This window comes from Nocardioides iriomotensis, assembly GCF_004168035.1.
Classification (GTDB): Bacteria; Actinomycetota; Actinomycetes; order Propionibacteriales; family Nocardioidaceae; genus Nocardioides_B; species Nocardioides_B iriomotensis.
In genome coordinates, this window is record NZ_SDPU01000027.1 from 74,624 (window position 1) to 89,585 (window position 14,962).

Genomic DNA, 14,962 nt, shown 5'->3' on the forward strand with positions numbered 1-14,962 from the left:
TTCCAGGGCGTTGTACTGCCCTGGAGGTGCAGGGGTCCCTGGTGAACCAGGGACTCCGGCACACTCCACAGCCCACCAACAGGTCGACCACACGGCCGGCCAAGCGGGGTCCGCGAGCGTCGGGGCATGACACAGACCACCACCCTGACGCCCCGCGCGAGCACCGCTGCGGCGCCCGCCTCCCCCGTCGCCCCCGGCCGCTCCCACGGCCGGGCGCAGGGCGGGCGCCGCCTCGACCGTGTCTGGCGTGGCGACCCCGGGGACCCGCCGTGGGCACGCCCGGCGCTCCTCGTGCTGCTGGTCGCCACGGCGGCCCTCTACCTCTGGGGGCTGTCGGCGTCGGGGTGGGCCAACTCGTTCTACGCCGCCGCGGCGCAGGCGGGGTCGGAGTCGTGGAAGGCGTTCTTCTTCGGCTCCTCCGACGCCGCCAACGCGATCACCGTCGACAAGACGCCCGCCTCGATCTGGGTGATGGCGCTGTCGATCCGGCTTCTCGGCCTCTCGTCGTGGAGCCTGCTGGCGCCGCAAGCGCTGATCGGTGTCGCGTCGGTCGGCCTGCTGCACGCGACGGTACGGCGGACGACCGGATCGGCCGCGGCGGGGCTCCTCGCCGGCACGGTGCTGGCGCTGACGCCGGTGGCGGTGCTGATGTTCCGGTTCGACAACCCTGACGCGTTGCTCGTGCTGCTGCTCATCGGCGCCACCGCGGCGACGCTCAAGGCCCTGGAGCGCAACCCGGCCCGCTGGCTCGCCCTCGCCGGCGCGCTCGTCGGCTTCGCGTTCCTCACCAAGATGCTCCAGGCGTTCCTGGTGCTCCCCGCGCTCGCGCTGGTCTACCTCCTGGCGGCCGCCGTGCCCGTGGGCAAGCGGTTCCTGCACCTGCTCGTCGCGTGCGGCGCGATGGTCCTTGCCGGCGGCTGGTGGATCGCGATCGTCGAGCTGTGGCCCGCGGCGAGCCGGCCGTACATCGGCGGCTCACAGACCAACTCGATCCTGGAGCTCACCCTCGGCTACAACGGCCTCGGCCGGCTGACCGGCGACGAGGAGGGTTCCGTCGGCGGCATGGGCGGCTGGGGCACGACCGGCCTCCTGCGGATGTTCGGCACCGACATCGGCGGCCAGGTCGCATGGCTGCTGCCCGCGTCGTTGCTGCTGCTCGGCGCCGGGCTGTGGTTCACCCGGAGCGCCGAGCGCACCGACCGGGTGCGGGCGGGACTCGTCGTCTGGGGCGGCTGGCTGCTGGTCACCGCGCTGACGTTCAGCTTCATGGCCGGCATCTTCCACGCCTACTACACCGTCGCCCTCGCCCCCGCGATCGCCGCGCTGGTCGCGATCGGTGCCCACCTGCTCTGGCAGCGGCGCGACTCGCTCGCCGCCTCCCTGGTGCTCGGCTCCGCGGTGGCCGCCGCGTGCGGCCTCACGTGGGTGCTGCTCGACCGGACGCCCGACTACCTGCCCTGGCTTCGCTGGGCCGTCGTGCTCGTCGGCTTCCCGGCCGCGCTGGGCCTCGCGCTGCGGCCGTACCTCGACCGTCGCCTTGCCCTCGCCGCGGCGGCCACGGCGCTCGTCGCCGTGCTCGCGGCGCCGGCGGCGTACTCCGTCAGCACCGCGGCCACCCCGCACACCGGCTCCATCCCGAGCGCGGGACCGAGCGCGGGCCTCGGCGGCGGCCCGATGGGCGGTGGGATGCCCGGGGGTGCGATGACCGGCCGAGGCACGCCGCCCGGAGCCATGCCGGGCGGAGCCACCAACGGCGGCCTCCTCGAGGGCAGCGAACCGAGCGCGACCCTCACCGACCTGCTGCTGCAGGACGCCGACTCCTACACCTGGGTCGCGGCGACCACGGGCTCCAACTCGGCGTCCGGCTACCAGCTCGCCACCGAGGAGCCGGTCATGGCGATCGGCGGCTTCAACGGCAGCGACCCCAGCCCGACGCTCGCGCAGTTCCAGCAGTACGTCGCCGACGGCGAGATCCACTACTACGTCAGCGGCGGCGGCACGGGCGGTGGACCGGGCGGCATGGGCGCCGGCGGCTCGACCAGCAGCGACATCGCCACCTGGGTCAGCGAGAACTTCGCGGCGCAGACCGTCGACGGCGTCACCGTCTACGACCTCTCCGGCGGTGTCCGGTGAACACCCTTCCCGAGCTCACCGGCACGGCGTACGGCGCGGGTGGTCCGGCCGCCTCCGCGGTGCGGCCGGTGCTGGAGGTCGTCGTACCGGTGCACAACGAGGAGGTCGACCTCGCGCCGTGCGTCGAGCGGCTGCGGGCGTACCTGCACACCCTCCCGTTCAGCGCCCGGATCACGATCGCCGACAACGCGAGCACCGACGGCACCGCCCTCGTCGCGCACCGGCTCAGCAGCGACCACCCCGACGTGCGCGTCGTGCACCTCGCCGAGAAAGGCCGCGGCCGCGCGCTCAAGCGGGTCTGGTCGCAGTCCGAGTCGCCGGTCCTCGTCTACATGGACGTCGACCTCTCGACCGACCTCAACGCGCTGCTCCCGCTGGTCGCGCCGATGCTGTCCGGGCACTCCGATCTCGCGATCGGGTCGCGGCTCGCGCACGGCTCGTCCGTGACGCGCGGTCCGAAGCGGGAGCTCATCTCACGCGGCTACAACCTGCTGCTGCACGGCACCCTGCGCACCCGGTTCCGCGACGCCCAGTGCGGCTTCAAGGCGATCCGGCGCGACGTGGCTCGTGAGCTGCTCCCCCTCGTCGAGGACGACACCTGGTTCTTCGACACCGAGCTGCTCGTGCTCGCCGAACGGGCGGGGCTGCGGATCCACGAGGTCCCGGTCGACTGGGTCGACGACCCCGACAGCCGCGTCGACGTGCTGCGCACCGCGCGGGACGACCTGCGCGGCATCGCCCGCCTGGCCACCGCGCTGGCGCGCGGCCGGATGCCGCTGCACGAGGTCGCGGAACGGCTCGGCCGACCGCTCCCCGGCAGCCGCTCGCAGGTGCTCGGCGCGCAGATCGCGCGGTTCGTGACCATCGGCGTGCTGTCGACGGTGGCGTACGCCGTGCTCTACGTGCTGCTGCGCGGCACGCTCGGATCGTTCACCGCCAACGCGTGGGCGCTCGTGCTCACCGCGGTCGCCAACACCGCCGCCAACCGGCGCGTGACGTTCGGCGTGCGCGGGCCGCGCGACCGGTGGCGGCACCAGGCGCAGGGGCTGCTGATCCTCGGCGCGGGCCTCGCGCTGACGTCCGGCGCCCTGGCCGTGCTCGACGCGGCCGCGCCCGGCGCGTCGCGCGGCGTGGAGGTCGCCGTACTCACCGTCGCGAACCTCGTCGTCACCGTCGCCCGGTTCGTGCTGATGCGCATCTGGGTGTTCGTACGGCGGTGAGCGGTTTGAATCTCGGCGGCACGTTAGGAATGGTGGGCCGTCCACGCAACGCGAAGCGATCAATGAAGGAGAAGCACCTGTGCTCACCCTGACCGAGAACGCCAGCACCGTCGTGAAGACCCTGGTCGACCAGACCGGTGCCGACGAGGGCGGCCTGCGCATCAGCCAGGACGCCCCGGACTCACCGGCCCTGCACGTCATCCCGTCCGAGGCCCCGCAGCCCGGCGACCAGGTGGTGGAGGAGGCCGGCGCCCGCGTGTTCCTCGAGGAGATCGCGGCCGACACCCTCGACGACAAGATCCTCGACGCCCAGGTGGACGACGGCGGCGGCGTGCAGTTCACCATCGCGCCGCAGGCCTGAGGAGCCTCCGACACACGACGAGACGACGATTCGTCTGCGGCGCGACGGTGTGAATCACCCCGAAAGCCGCAGACGAGTCGTCGGCACGTTTGGAGGTTGAAGCCTTCGGGCACTGTCATCCCCGGAAGGGAGAACAAGATGACATTCATCCTCTGGCTCATTGCGGTCGCGCTGGTGATCTACGGCATCATCACCCTGGTGCGCGGGGGCGTGCTGATGGGCATCGTGCTCATCGTGCTCGGACTCCTCGTCGGCCCGGGTGGCGTCAGCCTCTTCACCTGACCGACGGACAGCTCTTAGGCACTACGCCGACATCACCGAACGGCTGGTCCTCCTCGTCCCTCACCGGGGCGGGAGGTCCAGCCGTTCGTCTTGCACGAACCGGATGACGTCGCGGCGGTCAGGTCCCGCGTCGTGCACGGGCGTCACCGAGTTGTTGCCGAACAGCGGTTCCCAGAGCACCCAGACCAGCTCGCCGTCCGGCTGACGGTAGGCCACCGCGTAGGCGCCGTCGGACCGCTCGCCGATGCGCACGGTCTCGCCGTTGGCGAGGGTCCGCTCGGTCAGCGGCGCCTGGAGGTACAGGTCGGAGGCGTCGGAGCGAACGCCGGTCGCGTCGGTGAGCGAGATCTGCACCATCCCCTCGCCGACCGCTCCGGGCAGGGTCCAGCCGAGCTTGATGCCCAGCGTCCGGCTGCCGTCGCCGGAGCGACCGCCCTGCATGCTGTTGGTGTCGTAGTCGAGGTGCTGCCCTCCCGTGTCCAGCTCCTCCACGGCGAGGGCGTACAACCCGTCGCGCCAGGCCTGCGTGTCCGCCATCTGCTGGTCGATGTCGCCGAGCAGGTCGTCCTCACGCGGCGACGGCGTCTCCGTCGGCATCGGCTCGAGCGTCACGGAAGGCTCCTGGAACGTCGGCTCGGCGGTCGTCGGGCCGTCGCCGGCCGGGGCCACGGTCCGGGTGTCCGCCCCGCCGGAGGTGACCATGACCGTGCCCGTCACGACGGCCGCCGCCAGGCCGGCGCTCGCCGTCACGAGAGCGCGGCGGCGGCGCAGCGCCGTCCGCCCGCGGTCGAGGTCGTCGGCGGCGTCGAACGTGTCGGCAGGGTCGTGGCCGGCCGCTTCGTCGAAGCGAGCGAGCCAGGCGGGGTCGGGGTGCTCATCGGTGCGCACGGCGGGATCTCCTGTCCGGGGTGTCCTCGAAGCTGGGCGACAGGAGGCGGTGCAACGCGTCCAGCGCGGCCGACGTCTGGCTCTTGACGGTGCCGGTCGTGACGCCGAGGTCGTCGGCCGCCTCCTGGACGGTCAGCCCCCAGTAGTGCCGCAGCACGACCACCCGGCGCTGTCCCGCGGGCAGCTGCTGCAGCGCGGCGAGCAGCGCGTCACGGTCCTCCGGCGGCAGCGGGGGCGGTGACGCGACGTCGATCCCGTCGAGTCCGGTCCGCTCGCGACGCCAGGGCCGGCGCGTCTCGTCGAGGTGGCTGTTGACCACGATCCGGCGGGCGAACGCGTCGACGTTGGCGTCGCGCCGCACGCGCGGCCACGCGACGTACAGCTTGGTCAGGGCGACCTGCACGAGGTCCTCGGCGCGGTGGGAGTCGCCGCACAGCAGGTACGCCGTCCGGCGGAGCTGCGGTCGCCGCGCCGCGACGTACTCCGTGAACTCCCGGTCCCGCACCGAGCCGCGCATCGTCCCCCCGAAGGTCCCGTCGCCTCATCCTGTCACCGTGAGTACGGCGCGGCGGGCCGAAAGGTTGGCCGCGACCCCGGATCAGTCCGGCGCGGGCACGCCGGACAGCGCACCCGGGAGGGCCGCGGCGAGCATCAGCAGCAGGTCGGGCTTCGACACCCCGGCCGGGTCGCGCACCCAGGCCAGCACGACGTCCTCGGTCATCGCCGACCAGCCGCGCACCATCAGCCGCGACGCGGGGGTGTCGACGAGCGTCACGCCCAGGACCGGGTCGACGCCGTCGCCGTCGCCGGCCGCGACGAAGATCCGGTCGGTGAGAGCGCCCCGCGCCTCCTCGTAGATCCGGCGCAGGTCGGCGTTGCCGCCCGCGGCGCCGCGCACCAGCGAGGAGTAGCCCTCGTAGTTGGCGACCACGTAGTCGACGTACGCCTCGAGGGAGGCGGCCAGCCGCTCCAGCGGCTCGCCGGTGGCGGGCGGCGCGGTGACACCGATCAGGTCGTCGGCGGCCTTGCGGACGACCGCCCGGTGGAAGTCCTGCTTGTTGCCGAAGTAGTGGTACAGAAGTCCGCGCGAGATCCCCGCCTCCTCGGCGAGCATGTCGATGGAGAGCTCGTCGACGGAGTGCGTCGACAGCAGCCGGACGCCGTGCGCGAGCAGCTGCTCGCGACGCTCGTCGGGGGTCATCCGCACCCGCGTGGTCATGCCCCGAGCCTACTGAACTACTTTCAACAACGCTATTGACGGTCGTTCAATACCGTCGGTATGTTCGTCGCATGACAACCACACCCCTACCGCGGCACGTGCGCCTCCTCGTGGTCGGCGCCGGGTTCGGTGGTCTCGGGATGGCCGTGCGGCTCGAGGAGCGCGGCGTCCGCGACTTCCTCGTCGTCGAGAAGGGCCACGACGTCGGCGGGACCTGGCGCGACAACACGTACCCCGGGGCCGCCTGCGACGTGCCCTCGCAGCTCTACTCGTTCTCCTTCGCCCTCAACCCCGGCTGGTCGCGGTCCTTCTCCCCCCAGCCGGAGATCCAGGACTACCTGCGCCGGGTCGCCCGCGACGCCGGCGTGCTCGACCGCTTCCGCTTCGGTACGACGGTGCAGGACGCGCGCTGGGACACCGCCACCGGCCGCTGGGAGGTCACCACCTCCGCCGGCACGGTCACGGCCGACGTGCTCGTCGCCGCGTCCGGCGGTCTCTCCGAGCCGCGGATGCCCGACATCGAGGGCCTCGACGACTTCGGCGGCGAGGTGTTCCACACCGCCCGCTGGAACCACGACTACGACCTGGCCGGCAAGCGCGTCGCCGTCATCGGCACCGGCGCCTCGGCGATCCAGGTCGTCCCCGAGATCGCCAAGGAGGTCGCGCACCTCGACGTCTACCAGCGCACCGCGCCGTGGGTGATCCCGCGCCGCGACCGTGCCTACACCGGCGTCGAGAAGGCCGCGTTCCGGCTGCTCCCCGGCCTGCAACGGCTCTACCGCGCCGCGATCTACCTCGCCCGCGAGACCTTCGTGCCGGCGTTCACCTGGAAGCCCGGCCTGGCCGCACCCGCCAGGAAGGCCGCGCTCATGAACCTGCACGGCGCGGTGAAGGACCCCGCGCTGCGCGAGAAGCTGACCCCGCACTTCGAGATCGGCTGCAAGCGCATCCTCATCTCCAACGACTACTACCCCACGCTGGCGCAGGACCACGTCGACGTCGTCACCGAGCCGATCGCCAAGGTCAGCGGCCACGCGGTGGTCACCGCCGACGGGGTCGAGCGTGAGGTCGACGCGATCATCGTCGCCACCGGCTTCTACACCACCGAGCCGCCGATCGCCGACCACGTGGTCGGCGCCGACGGCCGCTCGCTCGCCCAGGTCTGGGAGCGCGACGGGATGGCGGCCTACAAGGGCACGACCTTCCACGGGTTCCCCAACCTGTTCCAGATCGTCGGGCCCAACACCGGGCTCGGCCACTCGAGCATGGTCTTCGTCATCGAGTGCCAGATCGCCTACATCCTCGACGCGCTCGACCGGATGCAGCGCGAGGGGCTGACCACCGTGCAGCCGCGACCGGACGTGCAGCGGCACTGGAACGCCGGCCTGCAGCGCCGGCTGCGCCGCACCGTGTGGAACACCGGCGGCTGCGCGAGCTGGTACCTCGACGCCCACGGCCGCAACACCACGCTGTGGCCGCGCACCACCATCACGATGAAGCGGCAGCTCGCGACGTTCGACGCCGACCGCTACCTCACCACGACCACGACGCCGAGCAAGGCGACGCAGGAGGCAGGCTCATGAGGACCCTCGACGGCAAGGTCGTCGTGATCACCGGCGCCGGCTCGGGCATCGGCCGGGCGCTCGCCCTCGACGTCGCCGGCCGTGGCGCCGTCGTCGCGCTCAGCGACTGGGACGAGGTCGGCCTGGTGGAGACCGCCCGACTGGTGCAGGAGCGCACCGGCCGGGAGGTGCGCACCGACAAGGTCGACGTCCGGGACCGGTCGGCCGTGCGTGACCTCGCGGCCGCCGTGGTCGCCGAGCACGGCCGGGTCAACGTCGTCGTCAACAACGCCGGCGTCGCGCTGCACGGCGACTTCGAGGAGGTCGACTACCCCGACTTCGAGTGGGTGATGGACGTCGACTTCTGGGGCGTCGTGCACGGCACCAAGGAGTTCCTCCCCCACCTGATCGCCTCGGGCGACGGGCACGTCGTGAACGTGTCCAGCCTCTTCGGGCTGCTGGGCATCCCGGGCCAGACGGCGTACAACTCCGCCAAGTTCGCCGTCCGCGGCTTCACCGAGGCCCTGCGCACCGAGATGCTCGTCGCCGGCCACCCCGTCGGCGTCACCTGCGTGCACCCCGGCGGCATCAAGACCGGCATCGCCCGCAACGCCCGGGTGACGTCCTCGCACGACCAGGCGCAGTTCGCGCAGCACTTCGACACCAAGCTCGCCCGGACCACGCCCGAGCGCGCCGCGCAGGTCATCGTCGAGGGCGTGCTGGCCGGCAAGCCGCGCGTGGTGGTCGGCGCGGACGCCAAGCTGCTCGACGCGTTCGTCCGGATCGTGGGTCCGCGCTACCAGCGCGTCGTCGCGAGGGCGTCCCGCCGCATGGCACCCTGAGCCCCATGCAGGCCGGTGACCACGTGCGCAAGGTGGTCACCAAGTGGGGCGGGCGGCCGCACTGGGAGCACGACACCACCGTCGTCGGCACCGACGAGCACGGCACCTGGCTCGGCGCCCCTGCCGGCACGCTCGTGTCGCGACCCGGGGTGTCGTTCACGGCGACGGCCGCGTTCGTCAGCGTCGTGCCTCCGGACGGCGCCTTCGTGGCGACGTTCTACGCGCCCAACAGGTCGGGTCCGGGCGACCCCGTCGAGCTGTACGTCGACATCACGACCGTGCCGAGGTGGGCCGACGGCGTGGTGACCATGGTCGACCTCGACCTCGACGTGGTGCGCGGCCGGAGCGGCCGGGTGTGGGTCGACGACGAGGACGAGTTCGCCGACCACCGGGTGCGCTACGACTACCCCGACGAGGTGGTCGCGCTCGCGACCGCGTCCCTCGACCGGGTGCACGTCGCGGTGCGCGCAGGCACTGGAGCGTTCGACCCGACGCTCGGCCGGACCTGGCTCAGTCGGCTGTCGGCCGCCGCCGCTTGCTGACCGCCCGCGCCCGCAACGGGCCGACCAGGCGCGGCCCGGCGAGCCGCTGCTCCAGCCGGCGGGCCTCGCGGCGCAGCGGCTGGGCGACGTACTCGCCGAGGAAGACCCCCGAGGCGAGCGCGATCGCGATGCCGGCTGCGGACATCAGCGACAGGATCCCGTTGCCGCCGTCGGCGAGCAGCGAGAGGCCGCGATAGATCGACAGGCCGGGCAGCATCGGCACGATCGCCGGGACGACGACCACCAGGGGCGGCACCCGCACTCGACCGGCGACGGAGTAGGCCACGACACCGATCAGGATCGACGCGGCCGCTGCCGCCCACGCCTCGCTGAAGCCCCGCTCCTCGACGAGGCCGAAGACCAGCGAGCTGAAGCCGGCGATCACCGCGATCGGCAGCAACGACCGCAGCGGCGCGTACGAGGAGAACGCGAAGGCGCCGGCACAGATCGCGGCGCCGACCGTGACCATCGTGGCCTCGGTCAGGGTGCCGACGCCCGGGTCGAGCCGGCCGAGGTTCACCCCGAGCATGTTGCGTCCCACCGTCAGACCGAGGCTGACCCCGGCGATGATCCCGGCGGTGGACAGGATCGCCTCGAGGATCCGGGCGCCCGCGGTGAGCGGGAAGCCGGTCAGCGCGTCCTGGATCGCGCCCATGAAGCCGATCCCGGCCAGCAGCATCACGATGCTGGTCGTGACCACGAGGGACGGGTCCACGTCGAGCCCGACCGCCGCCGTGCCGACGGCGAGCAGCGTCGCGAGCAGGCCGCCGGCGACCTGCTGGTAGAACACCGGCAGCCGCCGCCGGGCCATCAGCCGGATCAGCAGGTCGATCCCGCACGCCGCCAGCGTGGCGATCGCGATCACGATCGGCGTGCCGCCGAGCAGCATCGCGACCCCGGCGCCCATCACGCCGTACCCGGCCGTCACGGCCCAGCGCGGCAGCCGGTGTCCCGACGACACCACCTGCGCCAGCCGGCTGCGGGCCTCGTCGCGGTCCACCTCGCCGTTGATCAGGTCGCGGACGAGGTGGTCGACCATGGTCAGGTCCTCGTAGTCGATGTCGCGGTGGCGGACGTGCCGCACCTGCACCAGGGCCGGCTCGTCCGGGCCCGGCTGGAAGCTCATCGTCAGGTTGGTGAACGTGACGTCGACCTCGACGTTGCGGATGCCGCACGCGTGCGCGACCGACCACATGGTCGCGTTCACGTCGGCCGCGCCCGCGCCAGACGAGAGCAGCATCTCGCCGATGCGCAGGGCCAGGTCGAGGGTCTTGTAGGTGTCCGTGGTGTCAGCCATCGCGGGAGCAAGTCTGGCAAGCCCGCGCCCGGACGTGACGAGGCCCCCACGCCGTTGGCGTGGGGGTCTCGTTCGCAGCTGCGGACCGACGAGGTCAGCGTCCCGGCATCAGCTCCGGGGCGCGGCCTCGCGCGACTTCTTGCCGCCGGCGTCGGCCACCGGCCGAGCCTCGCGCGACTTCTTGCCGCTGCCGTCGGCCACCGGCCGAGCCTCGCGCGACTTCTTGCCGCTGCCGTCGGCCACCGGGGTGGCCTCACGGGACTTCTTGCCGGAACCGTCCAGAACCGCCTCACGCGACTTCTTGCCACCGGCGTCAGCGACGGGGCGAGCCTCACGGGACTTCTTGCCACCACCGTCGACGACGGACTTGCGGACGTCGGTGCTGCTGTCGGCGGCCACTGCGGCACCGACCGTGATCATGCCGAGCACCATGGCTCCAGCACCGATCGCACTGGCGATCTTCAGCGTGCGCACACGCCTCGATCCTTGCTTTCGCGTCATGTGATTCTCCCAGGGTCACATTGGCGGATAAGGGGACTTCGACCGTAGGGGCCGGGCGCACCCCTCATGTCCGGTTCGACCGACTTTCCACCACTCCGCGTGGGAAATGACCCGAAAGGACTACTCCCCGGTCTAGTGCGCCCGTCCCACCCGTCACGGGAGTCCCACGGGGGTCACCGCACCGCGACGACCAGGCCCTCGGTCTCGAGGCGCATCGACGCGCGCACGACGGACTCGGCGTGGTCCCGGTGCCGGCGCCGGAGCACGCGCGGCCCGCCGGCCAGCACGCCCGCCAGCGTGTCCGGCGAGCACACCGCCACGGCACGGCTGACCAGGTCGAGGCCGCCCTGCCGGGTCAGGCACAGCACGGCGTGCACGTGCATTCGGAGCTCGGCGGGGAGCAGCGCGGCGACCGACGCCGCGGCCTCGACGGCGTCGCCGACGTACAGGTCACGGGAGCGGCCGTCGATGCGCAGCTGCGCGTCACGGACGCTGACCACGCCCGTCCACGGGTGGTCGGTCAGCAGGAAGACGCCGGTGGGGCCGATGACGACCCGGCCGCGGGTGCCCGGCGGGCGGCCGGTCCAGGCGAGGTCCGGCAGCGTGTACCAGCGTGCCGCGTCGAGGCGCTCGAGCAGGCCGAGCATCCCGGACAGCCCCGTCGGCCTCATGGGTGTGACCGGCGCGTCGACCGGTCGGCGGATCAGGCGTGTCGTGCTCATGTTCGTCCCTCCCCCGAGGTCCCTCCCTCACGGTAGGCACCGGGACCGGTACGACTCACCCTCCAGACGGCCGACTCGACTGCGTCTTTCGCACGAGGTGCCCAGGGGCTCTCGGTCCGCCCGCCGGCCGGGCACTCCGTCAGTCGGGGTAGCCACCCTCGGGCGGGGCCATCTCCAGCCGGACGCCGAGCAGCCGCACCTTGCGGGAGTGGTCGAGCCGGTCGAGGAGCTCCAGCGCCGCGGCCTCGAGCTCCGCGCGGTCCATGGTCGCGCCGGGCAGGGTGAGGCTGCGGGTGCGGGTCTCGAACGGCACGTAGCGCACCTTCAGGCCCACCCGGACCGCCGGCCGGCCCTCCTTGCGGATGTCCTCGAGCACGGCGCCCGTCAGCGTGCGGGCGGCGGCCGCGACGTCGGACCAGTCGGTGAGGTCGGTCTGGAACGTCGTCTCCCGCCCGTGCCCGCGCGGTACGTACGGCGTCGCGTCGACCGTCGAGGTGTCGGCCCCGCGCCCGAGCCGGCGGTACCACGGGCCCATCGTGGGGCCGAGCCGGTCGGCGAGCAGCTGCGCGTCGGTGGCGGCGAGCTGGTGCACGGTGTGGATGCCGAGCCCCGCCAGCTTGGTGGCGGTCTTGCGGCCGATCCCCCACAGCGCGTCGGTCGGCCGGTCCCCCATCACCGCGAACCAGTTCTCCTCCGTCAGCCGGTAGGAGCCGCGCGGCTTGCCGAACTCGGTCGCGATCTTGGCGCGCAGCTTGTTGTCGCCGATCCCCACCGAGCAGTGCAGCCGGGTGCGCTCCAGCACCCGGCCGCGCACCTCGGCCGCGTAGCTCTCCGGGTCGTCGGTCTCGACGCCCATGAATGCCTCGTCCCAGCCGAGCACCTGGACGGGCACGTCGAAGGAGCGAAGCGCGTCCATCACCTCGGCCGAGGCGGCGTCGTAGGCCGGGGCGTCGGACGGCAGGAACACCGCGTCCGGGCAGCGCTTCAGCGCCGTCCGCATCGGCATGCCGGAGCGCACGCCGTACTCCCGGGCCTCGTACGACGCCGTGGCGACGACCGACCGCTCGGTGGGGTCGCCGCGGCCGCCCACGACGACGGGCAGTCCGACGAGCTCGGGACGGCGCAGCACCTCGACGGCGGCGATGAACTGGTCGAGGTCGACATGCAGCACCCACGTCGTCCGAGGAGCGGTCACAGGAGAAGGGTAGGTTCGCGGGCATGTCGCAACCCGTGATCGTCGTGGTGGGAGCCGGACCGGGTGTCGGCGCGTCGGTGGCGCGCCGCTACGGGCGCGAGGGGTACGCCGCCGCCCTGGTGTCCCGGCCGGCCGAGGCCCTGGAGGCCCTGGGCAAGCAGCTCCAGGCCGAGGGGATCACCACGGGCTGGACGCCGGTCGACGTGACCGACCAGCAGGGGCTGACCGAGGCGATCACCCGGTTCGGCGGCTTCGCCGACGGGATCGACGTGCTGCACTTCAACCCGAGCGCGTTCCGGCAGAAGCACCCGCTCGACCTGTCGGTCGACGAGCTGCTCGAGGACGTCGCGCTCGGCGTGGGCGGGCTGCTCACCGCCGTGCAGGCGGCGCGGCCGTTCATGAAGGCCGGCGCCCGGGTCACCGCGACCGGCAGCATGGCCGCCGACCAGCCCTGGAACGAAGCCGCCTCGCTCGGTGTGCAGAAGGCCGGCCTGCGCAACCTCGTGCACAGCCTCGACGCCACGCTCGCGCCCGACGGCATCCGCGCGGTGTCACTGACCGTCCGCGGCTCGCTCGGCAGGGGCACGCCGTTCGACGCCGACTACGTCGCCGACGCGTTGTACGCCGCCGCGCACCAGCCCGACGAGTCCTGGCGCAGCGAGGTGCCGTTCACCGGGGGTCCGACGACCGGCGCCTGACGCGCATGGTCCTCCCTCGGGTCAGCGTCGTGCCTTGACGCTGCTGCTCCGGGAGGCGGCGAGGTGGTCGCTGCCGTCGAACACCCAGCGGTAGTACGCCGTGCGGCGCGGGTGGTCCCGCTCCGCGACGCGGCCCCGGCCGTCGGTGCGGTCCCGGGCGACCGTCCGCCACGGCTGTCCGACGTACCGCCGCTGAAGGGCGAGGGCCGCACCCGGCACGCCCTCCCGCCCCGACGTCCGCAGAACGCCGGTCACCAGGCCGTGCCGGCCGTGCCAGTCGCTGCGAACCTTCGTCCGCGCGAGACCGGCCGGAGGTGCCGGCGTGGGCGTCGATGCCGCTGCCGGCGGGGGTGGCGTCGCGACCGGCGGCAGCGTCGGGTCCGGCGCGGTGGTGTCGAGGAACGACGACGAGGCGGTGTTCCAGGACGTCGCCAGCCAGGAGCCGGCCGCCGGCGCGGTGCTGAAGTAGTCGTCGTTGCCGCAGTCGAGCAGCTGTCCCTGCTGCTTGTCGGGGCAGAGCGTCTGCATCGCGGCGCCCGACCTGTCGTCGTAGCACATGAGGTCGTGCTGGTCCCAGCAGTGCGAGCCGGGCGTCACGTGCGGAGCGCCGGGAAGCACGCCGCCGAGGTTGTGGGTCAGCTCGTGCGCCGCGACCGACGTGGAGCCGGACCAGCAGCGCGCGTCGACCCGGGCGTACGACGTACGCGTGTCGTTGCTGTTCCCGGTCGGGCGGGAGTCCGTGTAGAGCGTGCCGATGCCGCACAGCGCGTTGGCGTCGGCGAACATCAGGTACTTGCGGCTCGGGTCCCGGTAGCCCAGCGCCTGCACCGCCTGGATCGTCGCCGTGAACGACGACAGCGCGCCGGACGGGACGACCACCTCGGGCAGCACCGGGGTGCACGCCCCGTCGTGCACCCACCGCACGCGGCGGACGCCGCCCGTCTTGGCCGCCGAGACCGCGAACACGTCGTCGACGTTGGCGACCTCGTTGAGCAGCAGCGGAAGGACGCTCGCGTACCGGGACGGTGTGGTGGTCTCGCGGACGTACATCGGCTGCACCCGGCGACCGTCGCTGCCGGTGCCGGAGCACGACGGCGAGACGTGCGCGCCGAGGCCGGAGGTCGACGGGCGCCCGGGTGGGGTCGACGCGGCGGTCGTCTGCCCGTCGGAGCTCGCGTCGGCGTACGCCGCCACGAGGTCCGCTCGGTCCTGGCCGGCGCGGTCGTAGAGCGACCGGGTGTCGGTCGGGTCGTCGAGGCTGACGCCGTCGGGCAGCGGGTCGACGTGGGTCGGGCCGCCGGAGAGCGCGAGCTGCACGTCGACGTCGGTGGTGAGCCCGGACCCGGGGGTCGGTCCCCCGGTCAGCGCGACCCCGGCGAGGACGGCGAGGCCGGTGGCCGCGGCCAGCGCGAGGCGCGCCGTGGCGCGCCAGGTCGTGGCGGACGGGCCGGACGGACGGGGCGTTCGGGGCGACGGCGACATCGGTGGGGGCTCCCTGCA

16 protein-coding genes are annotated in these 14,962 nt (G+C 73.0%); 8 read left to right on the top strand and 8 right to left on the bottom strand.

Annotated features, from left to right (window positions below):
• The first annotated feature begins 126 nt into the window (after nt 1-126).
• The 4 genes from ETU37_RS14950 (at nt 127) to ETU37_RS23260 (ending at nt 3,996) form a co-directional block, all read left to right on the top strand.
• Nucleotides 127-2,133, top strand: a complete 2,007-nt coding sequence (locus ETU37_RS14950; RefSeq protein ID WP_129988143.1) for an ArnT family glycosyltransferase — start codon at nt 127-129, stop codon at nt 2,131-2,133.
• Nucleotides 2,130-3,353: a bifunctional glycosyltransferase family 2/GtrA family protein gene (locus ETU37_RS14955; RefSeq protein WP_129988144.1), complete on the top strand. Its 1,224-nt coding sequence runs from the start codon at nt 2,130-2,132 to the stop codon at nt 3,351-3,353. Before ETU37_RS14950 ends, ETU37_RS14955 begins: the two co-directional genes overlap by 4 nt.
• 79 nt (nt 3,354-3,432) lie before the next feature.
• Complete coding sequence (locus ETU37_RS14960) at nt 3,433-3,714, top strand: Fe-S cluster assembly protein HesB (RefSeq protein WP_129988145.1); 282 nt, start codon at nt 3,433-3,435, stop codon at nt 3,712-3,714.
• A gap of 138 nt (nt 3,715-3,852) precedes the next feature.
• A complete protein-coding gene (locus ETU37_RS23260) occupies nt 3,853-3,996 on the top strand; it encodes a GPGG-motif small membrane protein (protein WP_165372541.1) in 144 nt (47 codons plus the stop codon).
• Between the two features lie 60 nt (nt 3,997-4,056).
• On the opposite strand, the gene ETU37_RS14965 is transcribed toward ETU37_RS23260, so the two are convergent.
• The 3 genes from ETU37_RS14965 to ETU37_RS14975 form a co-directional block, all read right to left on the bottom strand.
• Nucleotides 4,057-4,884 (bottom strand): hypothetical protein, encoded by an 828-nt coding sequence (locus ETU37_RS14965; protein ID WP_129988146.1) that lies wholly within the window; start codon nt 4,882-4,884, stop codon nt 4,057-4,059.
• A complete protein-coding gene (locus ETU37_RS14970) occupies nt 4,871-5,401 on the bottom strand; it encodes a SigE family RNA polymerase sigma factor (RefSeq protein ID WP_129988147.1) in 531 nt (176 codons plus the stop codon). The genes ETU37_RS14965 and ETU37_RS14970 overlap by 14 nt, the downstream gene beginning before the upstream one ends.
• An 81-nt stretch (nt 5,402-5,482) precedes the next feature.
• Nucleotides 5,483-6,103: a TetR/AcrR family transcriptional regulator gene (locus ETU37_RS14975; protein WP_129988148.1), complete on the bottom strand. Its 621-nt coding sequence runs from the start codon at nt 6,101-6,103 to the stop codon at nt 5,483-5,485.
• Between the two features lie 71 nt (nt 6,104-6,174).
• On the opposite strand from ETU37_RS14975, the gene ETU37_RS14980 reads away from it, so the two are divergent.
• From ETU37_RS14980 to ETU37_RS14990, 3 genes are read left to right on the top strand one after another with little or no spacing between them, the layout of a single operon-like run.
• Nucleotides 6,175-7,686, top strand: coding sequence for a flavin-containing monooxygenase (locus tag ETU37_RS14980; RefSeq protein WP_129988149.1), 1,512 nt, complete (start codon nt 6,175-6,177; stop codon nt 7,684-7,686).
• On the top strand, nt 7,683-8,507 hold the full coding sequence (locus ETU37_RS14985; RefSeq protein ID WP_129988150.1) for an SDR family NAD(P)-dependent oxidoreductase: 825 nt from the start codon (nt 7,683-7,685) through the stop codon (nt 8,505-8,507). Before ETU37_RS14980 ends, ETU37_RS14985 begins: the two co-directional genes overlap by 4 nt.
• Nucleotides 8,508-8,512: 5 nt before the next feature.
• A complete protein-coding gene (locus tag ETU37_RS14990; RefSeq protein ID WP_129988151.1) occupies nt 8,513-9,049 on the top strand; it encodes a DUF402 domain-containing protein in 537 nt (178 codons plus the stop codon).
• On the opposite strand, the gene ETU37_RS14995 is transcribed toward ETU37_RS14990, so the two are convergent.
• From ETU37_RS14995 to ETU37_RS15010, 4 genes are all read right to left on the bottom strand, one after another.
• Nucleotides 9,018-10,346: a threonine/serine exporter family protein gene (locus tag ETU37_RS14995; RefSeq protein WP_129988152.1), complete on the bottom strand. Its 1,329-nt coding sequence runs from the start codon at nt 10,344-10,346 to the stop codon at nt 9,018-9,020. The two genes, ETU37_RS14990 and ETU37_RS14995, sit on opposite strands and share 32 nt — an antisense overlap.
• 108 nt (nt 10,347-10,454) lie before the next feature.
• Nucleotides 10,455-10,820 (bottom strand): hypothetical protein, encoded by a 366-nt coding sequence (locus ETU37_RS15000; RefSeq protein WP_129988153.1) that lies wholly within the window; start codon nt 10,818-10,820, stop codon nt 10,455-10,457.
• A gap of 200 nt (nt 10,821-11,020) precedes the next feature.
• Entirely contained in the window at nt 11,021-11,569 is a 549-nt protein-coding gene (locus ETU37_RS15005; RefSeq protein WP_129988154.1) for a hypothetical protein, read from the bottom strand.
• A 139-nt stretch (nt 11,570-11,708) separates the two neighbouring features.
• Nucleotides 11,709-12,764, bottom strand: a complete 1,056-nt coding sequence (locus ETU37_RS15010) for a DNA polymerase IV (RefSeq protein ID WP_206053957.1) — start codon at nt 12,762-12,764, stop codon at nt 11,709-11,711.
• A 23-nt stretch (nt 12,765-12,787) separates the two neighbouring features.
• Here ETU37_RS15010 and ETU37_RS15015 point away from each other — a divergent pair, with 23 nt between their 5' ends.
• Nucleotides 12,788-13,462 carry an SDR family oxidoreductase gene (locus ETU37_RS15015; protein WP_129988155.1) on the top strand — a complete coding sequence of 225 codons (675 nt, stop codon included), beginning with the start codon at nt 12,788-12,790 and terminating at the stop codon, nt 13,460-13,462.
• 21 nt (nt 13,463-13,483) lie between these two features.
• On the opposite strand, the gene ETU37_RS15020 is transcribed toward ETU37_RS15015, so the two are convergent.
• The gene (locus tag ETU37_RS15020) at nt 13,484-14,944 is read right to left on the bottom strand and encodes a hypothetical protein (protein ID WP_129988156.1); all 1,461 of its coding nucleotides are present in this window, start codon (nt 14,942-14,944) and stop codon (nt 13,484-13,486) included.
• Between the last annotated feature and the right edge of the window lie 18 nt (nt 14,945-14,962).